The following is a 9,113-nucleotide window of genomic DNA, read 5'->3' on the forward strand; positions in this document are numbered from 1 at the left end:
TATTGACGTGTTTACTGTTCAGTTTTCAATGTCCCTGTGCCCTCTCGTCGAGTGCTCATCTATAATACCATCTATCCTCTACCTTTGCAAGTCTTTTTTTTACTTTTTTTCGTTTTTTTGTTTTTTTATGGTTTTTTAGCTATTTTTCCACAAAAAAAGCCACTCCTAATCGGAATGAGCTTCTTATTTCAATCATAATAACAACTATAACTATTTCTTTTCTTGATAATGTACTGCTGCAGAAATTGCTGATATTAAAGTAGCTCGCAATTTCCCATCTTCTAATGCTTCTACACCACAAATCGTTGAACCACCAGGTGAACATACTTGATCTTTTAAAACTCCAGGGTGTAAATGTGTTTCCAATTGCATTTTAGCAGCGCCCATTAATGTCTGAGATGCCAATGTATAGGCCATTTCTCTTGGAACACCTTCTTTAACAGCACCATCTGCCAATGCTTCTATCATCATATAGACAAACGCCGGCCCACATCCACTCAATGTGCCTGCTGTTGACATTAAATGTGATGATACAACCTCTACCTGCCCAATGGCACTGAACATATTTTTGACAAATTCAAACTCTTGATCTTTTAATGAATGTTTCTCTTCAATTAATGACATTCCCTGCAAAACACGAACCGGTGTATTTGGCATAACAAAAATATGACGTGTAGAATCATCTAAAAATGTCTGATATCTATCAAAATCATATCCCAATGCAATAGAAATGATCGCTTTATTTTCTAACTTTTGAATATATGGGTCTAATACAGACTCAACAACTTGAGGTTTTACCCCAACAAATATGAATTCGCTACATGCAATCAATTCATCAATATCATGTGCCACATCAATATGATAAGAACGCATTTTTTCTGCTTTATTCTCATCAATATCATACGCTATTATTTCATTTGCATTCAAAAATTTTGCATCGATTATTCCTAAAGCAATAGCACTCGCCATATTTCCAAAACCAATAAAACCTATCTTTTTCATCTTGTACCTCCATATAAAGAAAAGCTAACAAATTGTTAGCTTATAATTTACGATTTCTTAAAAAAGCTGGCACATCATCGTCGTCATCGTCATCATCATACATTGATGGTTTCACAACAGATTCAAATGAAGATGTCTGTTTAACTGGTGCAGGTTCTTCTTCATCTTCAAATCCAGTCGCAATAACAGTTACAATAACTTGATCATCTAATTGTTCATTAATAGCAACACCTAAAACAGTATTGACATCATTACCTACCGCTTCTCTAATTGTTGCAAGAGCCGTATTTGCATCATATAAAGTAATATTTGTTCCACCAGTAACATTAACAATTGCATCTTTTGCACCTGCAATAGACACATCTAATAATGGTGATGAAATAGCACGCATAGCAGCTTCTTCTGCTTTATTTTCACCATCACTCATACCAATACCAATAAGAGCAGAACCTCTATCTTTCATAACTGATGAAACATCAGCAAAGTCAAGATTAATAAATGCTGGAATAGCAATCAAATCAGTAATTGTCTGTACCCCTTGTCTTAATACATTGTCTGCTTCTCTAAATGCTTCACCCATTGGTTTACGACCAATAGCTTCTAATAAACGATCATTAGAAACAACAATAATAGAATCCACATTTTCTCTTAATTCAGCCAAACCACTTTTAGCCTGTCTTAAAACTTTAGGTCCCTCAAATGTGAAAGGTGATGTGACAACACCAACTGTTAATGCACCCAATTCACGTGAAATTTTTGCAACCACAGGTGCGGCTCCAGTTCCAGTTCCACCACCCATACCAGCAGCAATGAAAACCATATTGGCACCTGATAAAGCTGACTTGATTTCTTCTTCAGTTTCTAAAGCAGCTTTACGTCCAACTTCTGGATTACCACCTGCTCCTAAACCATGTGTCAATTCTTTACCTAAAACAATTTTGTTTTCAATATCAATTCCTTTTAAAATCTGTGCATCAGTATTGGCAACATAAAAATCAACACCTTTGACACCATCTTTAGCCATTCTTGCTACAGCATTGCAGCCTCCGCCACCAACACCAATGACTTTAATTTTTGCAACTTGAACAAAATCTAAATTCCCATCCATATTTCTATCCTCACTTTTATATTAATCTTCTTCACTAAATAAATTTTCAATGACTTTTGTCAATTTTCCTTTTTTCTTTGTATCCGAATTATAAGCAGTTTTTGTCTTTGTCAGACCTTTAAATCTAATACTCATTGTATTAGAAATATCTGGTAAAACAAGAGATGAATCCATTTGACCAAAAATCTTTAAACGGTCATTTAAATAATACATCATACCAAGACAAGAAACAAATGACATATCTCGTGCTCCTATCGTATCAGGACGATATGTTCTTACAGCACTATTCAACACTTGAGTTGCCACTTCATCAATAGCAGGCAACTCTCCACCGCCACCAACGATAACAGTTTCATAACTTCTTCCATCATTAATCACTTCGATTTTTGTTTTAATGATTTCCATAATTTCCTGAACACCATCAGTTAAGACCTGAGCCAGATCCTTTTGAGTAAAGTGTTTTTCTATATCATTTTGACTTGTCGTATGGATGACATCTTCATCACCAATATGAAGATCACATGTACCATATTTGACCTTATATAACTCAGCCTTATCCATTGGAATTTGCCATGATGTCGCAATCTTTCGTGTCAAATCATAACCACCAACATGGGCTTGAGCAATATATTTTAAATAACCATCCTCAAAAAAAGCAACAGTTGAGCTACGATATCCAATATCAATCAAAATAGCACCTTCTTGAAGATAAACAGCATCAAATGCCTCTTTAGCACACGCATAAGCATTAATTGTAATATCTAAAACTTCCACTCCGGCTTTTTCAACAGCATTAATATAACTATAAAGCAATTTCTTCTTTGTCGTTATCACTAACGATTCTACTTTTAATGATGCTGATTTTTCACCAATAGGAATATCTTTCATTGATTTCGTATCCAAATAAAACATTGCTGGAATGACTGAAATAACTTCTTCATCCTCTTTTAACGCAAAACGTTTAGAAAGTTTTAATGCACGTACAATGTCCTCACTTGTAATCTGATCCAAAGGAGAATTGACTTTTGTGATTCCATCACTTTGATAAATACAGGCATGAAAAGACGGTATACATAAAGCAACTTTTGAAATAGTTGCCCCTAAAGCCTTTGAAGCTTCATCCACCAATTGTTTGATTTCACTCACAACAACAGGCATATTTTCAATTTGTCCTTTACGAATTCCATGGCTTGTGATTTTCTTGGCAAAAAGTACATTTATATTCGCACTTACAACCTCACCAACAAGCATTTTTACCGTTGCACTTCCTATATCTAATACAGCATAGATATTCTTCATATACGATTCTCCTTCAAAAAATACTTCTTTACTATTGTACCATAATTTTTTTCATAAGAAAATATATAAATGACGAAAAAGAGAACTACAAATCAAAAAAATAATGCACCAACAGATGCATTATTCACAATCTTTCATATAAACATAGTTTCCCTCAAAACTAAAAACACATTTATCTTTATAAACTTCTTTATTTGCTTCATAATCGAATTTATTTAATTGTTCAACCATGTCTTCAATACGCAGATATAAAATCTTACCATCATCCATAATGAATTTCAAACGTGTTTCATCAGCTTTTTGAGGATCATATATAATATCACTCGTTTGACTTTTTATAATTTCTGGAATATTCACATATTCCTTTGCAAATTCTTTTAATAATTGTAAATCTTTAAACTTTGTTATTTGTGGTGTAGATTGCAATGATGCAATCAAATCTTTATCATCTGTTTCACTGACATTTCCCAATTCATCAATAACATATGTTTTTTTATCAATGACACAGTATGCGACTTTCTGAGCTTCTTCTACTTCTATTTGAACAGAACCTAGCAACGATTTTGTCACCTTTACCTTTTTAATGAAGGGCATTTTAGCTATCTCATCTTCTATTTTTCCAGTATTGACAAACAAAACGATATCTCCTTCATGAACCGAAATTGATTTTTCAATATCGTCCTTGGAAACTTCCTGTAACCCTGTTATATTAATATCATGTACACGAGATATATCACTTACAAAATAGCCAGCAATCAGCAGCATTACAAAAAGAATCAACACCACTTTAATCTTACGCTTTAATTTACGTTTCCGTTTATCTTTCCTCAGTCGTAACACTTGATTTTCATCATGTTCATTATAATAATATTGTTGCTGGGACATACATATCACCTACTCCCAATTAATCAATATAACCTCTTTTTCTAATTCCACACCAAAACGATTAAATACACTCTTTTCTACAAGTAAAATTAAATCTAAAATATCCTTAGCACTTGCATATCCATTATTCACAATAAAATTAGAATGTTTAGGTGAAACCTGAGCGCCTCCAATTTCATAACCTCTCAGTTCACATTCATCAATATATTGCCATGCTGGTTTTTGTTCTGGATTTCTAAAAATACTTCCTGCACTTGCAAAATTCCATGGCTGTGTTGCCATACGTTTTTCTTTACGCTTATCAAGAACATGCATAATATCTTTAGGATCACGTGAAGTCATTGTAAATGTTGCTTCAATTAAAATCCAATCTTTATGTTTTTGCAAAATAGACGTACGATAATCAAACTCCATCTGTTCTCGATTTAAAGTCACAAGTTCGCCCTTATCATTTAAAATAATTGCAGAAGTAAAAACATCACTAACACAATATTTATATGCACCGGCATTCATATACACGCCACCACCAATAGTTCCAGGAATACCTCCCATAAACTCAAAGCCTGATAGCCCTACTTTGGCAGCTTCATACGCTAAATAAATCATGCTCACACCTGCCTGAGCACGAATTTCAACACCATTGAAATGAACTTTATTTAAATTTTTTAATGAAAAAATAACGCCTTCATATTCTTTGTCTGAAAACAAAAGATCAGATCCTCTACCAATCACCATATGCTTAATTTGATGCTGACGACAATATTGAATCCCTCTTTTTAAAGCTTCAACATCCTGAATATAAACAAATAATCTGGCAGGTCCTCCTACTTTAAATGTTGTATGTTTATATAAAGGTTCATTTTCTAAAATCTCACCTAACTGCAAATCTACTAAATCATAAAATATATTTTCAAAATCCATGCTTATTTCCTTTCTAATGTCTTTAAAATCTCCTGATAAATATCTTGACAAGCATGTGGTTTTCCTAATTGACATGCATGAGCCTTTAACGAATTTAATACTGATTGATTTTTTAATAAATATCTAATTTCACTAACAAATCGATCCGCTGTTAAATCTTTTTCTAAGATCATTCGCGCTGCTTTTGCATTCACAAGTTCTCGAGCATTATATTCCTGATGATTCGCTACAACATAAGGACTAGGAATAATTAAAGAAGCTGCCCCTAAAGCTGTAATTTCAGCAAGTGTTGTCGCTCCAGCACGTGAAACAATAATATCACAGCTCGAAATCAAACTAGGCATATCATCAATATAATTGACCAAGTGAATCGAGTCATTTAAATCACTTAATTCTTCTTTCATTTCATCATAATATTTTTTACCTGTAACATAAATAACATCATAATCATCATATTGCATCTGTCGCAACGCTTCTTTCATCACACGATTCACTGATGATGAACCTAGACTTCCCATCACAATAACAACTGTCTGACGTTTGGCAGGAATGTGATAAAGATCATGAATATCTTTAAGTTCCTGATTTGTCACCACACTAGCACGTGGATTCCCTAATAAAACAGTCTTATTGCTTGGAAATTCATTATACGCTTTTTGATAACAACATACAATCTTATTCACTCTTTTTATTAAAACTTTATTTGTTAAACCAATAATAGAATTCTGTTCATGAATCATTGTAGGGATTTTCAATCGAGAAGCTGCCATAACAATAGAAGCACTTGGATAACCACCAAATCCAATCACAATATCTGGCTGAAATTCTTTCAAGATTTGTTTTGATTCTTTTAATGATTTCATAAAAACGAAAGCATTTTTTAACTTTTGTAAAGGATTACCAACTAACCCCTTAACTGCCAATCCACGATACTGATATCCTAGTTCAGGAACAATTTGTGATTCTAAACGATCAGTTGTTCCAACAAATAAAAATTTAGCATTGGCATCTTGTGTTTTGATATACTCAACAAGGGCTAAAGCAGGATACAAATGTCCACCTGTTCCCCCTGCACTTACAATTATTTTCATTTCTCACCACTCCTAATTCACATTATAACATATCATGACAAGATTTCGAGATATTAATTAAAATTCCTATACTCATTAATGTTATAACTAAACTTGTACCACCATATGACATCAATGGTAAGGTTACACCCGTCACCGGAAATAATCCTACCACAACTCCCAGATTAATTAAAGTCTGAATACCAATCATCGAAATAATTCCTATCATCAAAAAGCTACCAAATAAATCAGGTACATTTTGACTCACCTTTAAAACCGTCTTAAATAGACTGGTATATAATCCAATCACAATAATTCCCCCTATAAAGCCAAATTCTTCTGCTATAATCGCAAAAATAAAATCTGTCTGGGGTTCTGGTAAATAAAAATGTTTTTGAATACTTTTATCAAATCCAACGCCTAATAATCCACCTGGTCCAATGGCATATAGAGCCTGTATAGCCTGAAAGCCACTGCCTAATGGATCCTGGAATGGATTTAAAAAAGACAATATACGCTCCATACGATAAGGAGCAGATAAAATCATAATCACAATTCCAATGACTCCCAGTATTCCTAATCCCACAAAATAACGAAAGGGAAATGGCGAAACAATCATCATCACAATGACGCTACATGCCATAACAACACCACTCCCAAAATCCGGCTGTAACATAATCAACAAAAAACCTAGTCCCATCATAAGTAAAACTGGCAGGCTATATCTGATTTTTTTCATATGATAGTAATGCTTTTCCATATAAACCGCACTAAAAATAATAATACCAATTTTAAACAGCTCACTTGGCTGCAATGCAAAAATACCAAAATTAAACCAGCTGCGACTCCCACCTCTGACAACCCCTAAACCTGGTATTAAGACAAGAATTAATAAAAGAAAACAGATGATTAAAATAAACTTATAATATTTTTTGTAAAGATGATAATCAATACGTGAAGTCACAAACATGGCTATAAAACCTAAAACAGCAAAAATCATTTGTCTTTTGATGTAATACAAAGCATCATCATATTTATAAAGTGCCCAAATATGAGAAGAACTATAAACACTTATTAATCCTATAATGACAATGATGATTGTTAAAATCGTGATTTTTTTTGTTTTCATGGTGGCACCTCCATCATTTTACTATATGAAAAAAAGACAAAAAAAGAAGATACATCTTCGCATCTTCTTATCTATAGATTTTTCATTGTGTTGATAAATGGCGTGTATATTTAATCATTGATACACCAGCATAAATAGCCACAATGATTTCTGTCAATACCATAGCTAACCATAAAGCATTAGGATTTATAAGTGGCAGGATGAAAATCAAAACTCCACTGATGACCAATCCTCTAGAAACTGAAACAATAAAAGCACTTCTTGGTTTTAATATAGCCTGAAAATAATATGTTGAAAAAATATGAAAAGGCAATAAAAGGAATGATAAACCATAACATCTTATAATCCAAGGAGCTATTTTCATAATTTCAGGTGTCGGCGTCATAAAAATACAAACAAATAACATTGGCGCAAATAAAGACAATGCTGTCCATAAAAGGCTAAAAAATGCAATACTCATAAGTGCATATTTTAAAACTTCCTGAATACGTTGAGGTTGATGGGCACCAAAATTAACAGAAATAATAGGTTGCGCTGCCTGTCCCACACTATAGGCACAACATTGCACAAAAGTTGAAACATTCACAATAATACCATATACAGATAAAGCATTTGTTCCCAAATATTTCATAATCTGACGATTAAATAAGATTGTTAAAATTCCCATAGCCACATCAATAAAAAATGTTGAAAAACCAGTCACTGTTATTTGAGACAATCTAGCCATAAAATGTTTTGGTCTGACTAATTTTAAGGTATTGCTCTTTTTTTAAAAATGAGTGAGCATAACAAGCGTCGAAATGACTGCTCCAATAGCAGTCGCCAAACCTGCACCATAAATTCCCATATCAAACACAAATACAAAAACATAATCTCCAAAAATATTAAATATCCCTCCAGAAAGGACACCCGCCGTTGCAAGAGCCGGATCATTGTCATTACGTAAATACGCTGCTAACATCTGATTAAACAAAAAGCATGACACAACGAATTGAATCGGTTTGAGATAACTTAAACCAAGTGGAAGTAAATTTTTTTCAGCTCCAAAAAACGTTAATAACGGCTGATCAAAAACAACAATAACAAACCATGATAGTAAAGCTAATAATATAGATCCTATCACTGAAACAGTAAAAAATTCCCCTGCTTCATCATCTTTTTGAGATCCTTGTCCTTTAATTGTACTAAAAATAACTGCTCCACCTATTCCCATTAACAAGCCAAGGCTATAAATAATATTCCATATTGGAGCAACGACCGCCAAAGCAGCTGTTCCATCAGGACCTTGATATTGTCCAACCATGGCCATATCTACAATTGAATAAATAGAAGTGACTAATGCACTTCCAAAAGCAGCAGCCAAATATTTAAAATATATTGGTCTTATCTTTCCGTGAATAAAATCCATATAATCCTCCTTTTTTGTAAAAATAAAAAACTGGATAAGAAACAGGTATTTCAACCTGTAGCCTTATCCAGCTCACCATTTCTCATGAATGGCTCACCCTCCGAGCAAGCACTCACATTTTATCACATATTTCTCATACGTCAAGTCATAGTCACAATGATTTTGACTTTTATCTGATTCAAATATGATAATGTCTCAATGTATCAAGATTGATAATGTCCCAACATGTTGGGACATTATCAAATAATCCTGTTATACTATAAACCTCACTTTTTATTGGAGGTTTGATGA

9 protein-coding genes are annotated in these 9,113 nt (G+C 33.3%); all 9 read right to left on the reverse strand.

Going from position 1 to position 9,113, the window contains the following annotated elements; all coding sequences use genetic code 11:
• Nucleotides 1-210: 210 nt before the first annotated feature.
• Nucleotides 211-1,002 carry a pyrroline-5-carboxylate reductase gene (gene proC / locus B5E87_RS14205; protein ID WP_087245981.1) on the reverse strand — a complete coding sequence of 264 codons (792 nt, stop codon included), beginning with the start codon at nucleotides 1,000-1,002 and terminating at the stop codon, nucleotides 211-213.
• Nucleotides 1,003-1,042: 40 nt separating this feature from the next.
• Nucleotides 1,043-2,110, reverse strand: a complete 1,068-nt coding sequence (gene ftsZ, locus B5E87_RS14210) for a cell division protein FtsZ (protein WP_087245983.1) — start codon at nucleotides 2,108-2,110, stop codon at nucleotides 1,043-1,045.
• Nucleotides 2,111-2,131: 21 nt separating this feature from the next.
• Nucleotides 2,132-3,409, reverse strand: a complete 1,278-nt coding sequence (gene ftsA / locus B5E87_RS14215) for a cell division protein FtsA (protein ID WP_087245985.1) — start codon at nucleotides 3,407-3,409, stop codon at nucleotides 2,132-2,134.
• 120 nt (nucleotides 3,410-3,529) lie between these two features.
• Nucleotides 3,530-4,294: a cell division protein FtsQ/DivIB gene (locus B5E87_RS14220; protein WP_087245988.1), complete on the reverse strand. Its 765-nt coding sequence runs from the start codon at nucleotides 4,292-4,294 to the stop codon at nucleotides 3,530-3,532.
• Between the two features lie 9 nt (nucleotides 4,295-4,303).
• Nucleotides 4,304-5,215, reverse strand: coding sequence for a UDP-N-acetylmuramate dehydrogenase (gene murB, locus B5E87_RS14225; protein ID WP_087245990.1), 912 nt, complete (start codon nucleotides 5,213-5,215; stop codon nucleotides 4,304-4,306).
• A 2-nt stretch (nucleotides 5,216-5,217) separates the two neighbouring features.
• Complete coding sequence (murG, locus tag B5E87_RS14230) at nucleotides 5,218-6,306, reverse strand: undecaprenyldiphospho-muramoylpentapeptide beta-N-acetylglucosaminyltransferase (RefSeq protein WP_087245992.1); 1,089 nt, start codon at nucleotides 6,304-6,306, stop codon at nucleotides 5,218-5,220.
• A 22-nt stretch (nucleotides 6,307-6,328) separates the two neighbouring features.
• Nucleotides 6,329-7,414, reverse strand: a complete 1,086-nt coding sequence (gene ftsW / locus B5E87_RS14235) for a putative lipid II flippase FtsW (RefSeq protein ID WP_087245994.1) — start codon at nucleotides 7,412-7,414, stop codon at nucleotides 6,329-6,331.
• An 82-nt stretch (nucleotides 7,415-7,496) separates the two neighbouring features.
• A complete protein-coding gene (locus B5E87_RS15500) occupies nucleotides 7,497-8,141 on the reverse strand; it encodes an MATE family efflux transporter (protein ID WP_241147192.1) in 645 nt (214 codons plus the stop codon).
• A 42-nt stretch (nucleotides 8,142-8,183) separates the two neighbouring features.
• A complete protein-coding gene (locus B5E87_RS15505) occupies nucleotides 8,184-8,822 on the reverse strand; it encodes an MATE family efflux transporter (RefSeq protein ID WP_241147193.1) in 639 nt (212 codons plus the stop codon).
• Between the last annotated feature and the right edge of the window lie 291 nt (nucleotides 8,823-9,113).

The sequence above is a fragment of the Massilimicrobiota sp. An142 genome, assembly GCF_002160725.1.
In the GTDB taxonomy this organism is placed as follows: Bacteria; Bacillota_I; Bacilli_A; order Erysipelotrichales; family Coprobacillaceae; genus Allocoprobacillus; species Allocoprobacillus merdigallinarum.